The sequence below is a fragment of the Mesorhizobium sp. M0244 genome (assembly GCF_040321795.1).
Lineage (GTDB): Bacteria > Pseudomonadota > Alphaproteobacteria > Rhizobiales > Rhizobiaceae > Mesorhizobium.
Genome location: NZ_JAMYSE010000235.1, coordinates 1 through 685, shown reverse-complemented (window position 1 = coordinate 685; position 685 = coordinate 1). Strand labels below are relative to the sequence as shown.

Annotated in this window: 1 protein-coding gene; it reads right to left on the bottom strand. The window is 58.2% G+C overall.

Translation table 11 applies throughout. From position 1 onward, the window contains the following. Positions 1 to 69 precede the first annotated feature (69 nt). Positions 70 to 685: LysR substrate-binding domain-containing protein (locus NKJ08_RS38820; protein ID WP_352786424.1), on the bottom strand; the 616-nt coding region annotated here is incomplete at its 5' end.

The window sequence follows — 685 nt, the reverse complement described above, 5'->3', positions numbered from 1 at the left end:
GTTTTGCCAGCTCCTCAACCGCAACGTGCTGTCAATCTTCGTCTTGCCATGTCTTGAACGCCGAACTGTTCACGCCATTGGCGCCGCTTTGTCATCCCGTGCCCCGAAATGAGGCCGTCGTTCGAACGATATGCGCAGTTGCTTATCCGCCAGAAACCGGCGAGCCAGATCGGTGTCGCGCTTACCCACGCGTGACACCCAGTCCGAAAACAGGCGAACCGCGCGCCGGTTCATATGCCGCGAAGGACAGACCAGCCAGTATCCCGGAAACTCGATGACCTCGAACTCTATCGAGACCGGAACCAGAGAACCCGACACCAGGTCCTCGAATGCGATGGATGTGCTTTCCAGGACCACACCTGCACCGTCCTTCGCCAGTTGAACCGACATTGACGAACGGTCGAAACGATAGGGATACGTCATGCGGGCGCCCTGGATACCGTTGCACGGCAGCCAATAATCCCACCGGAAATAGGCCTTCACACTGTCGATCAACCGCGCATGGCGAAGCTGCTCGCGCGGATCCGGTGAGATCGCGCGCAGTTCGGCAAGATAGGAAGGCGAGCACATCGGCAGGATCAGATCGTTGACGACGCAATCCGAATAAAGGCCGGCCCAGCCGCCGTCGCCATAACGAAGATCGAGATCGATGACCTCCGTTTCGAAATCCGAGAAATTGGGCGTG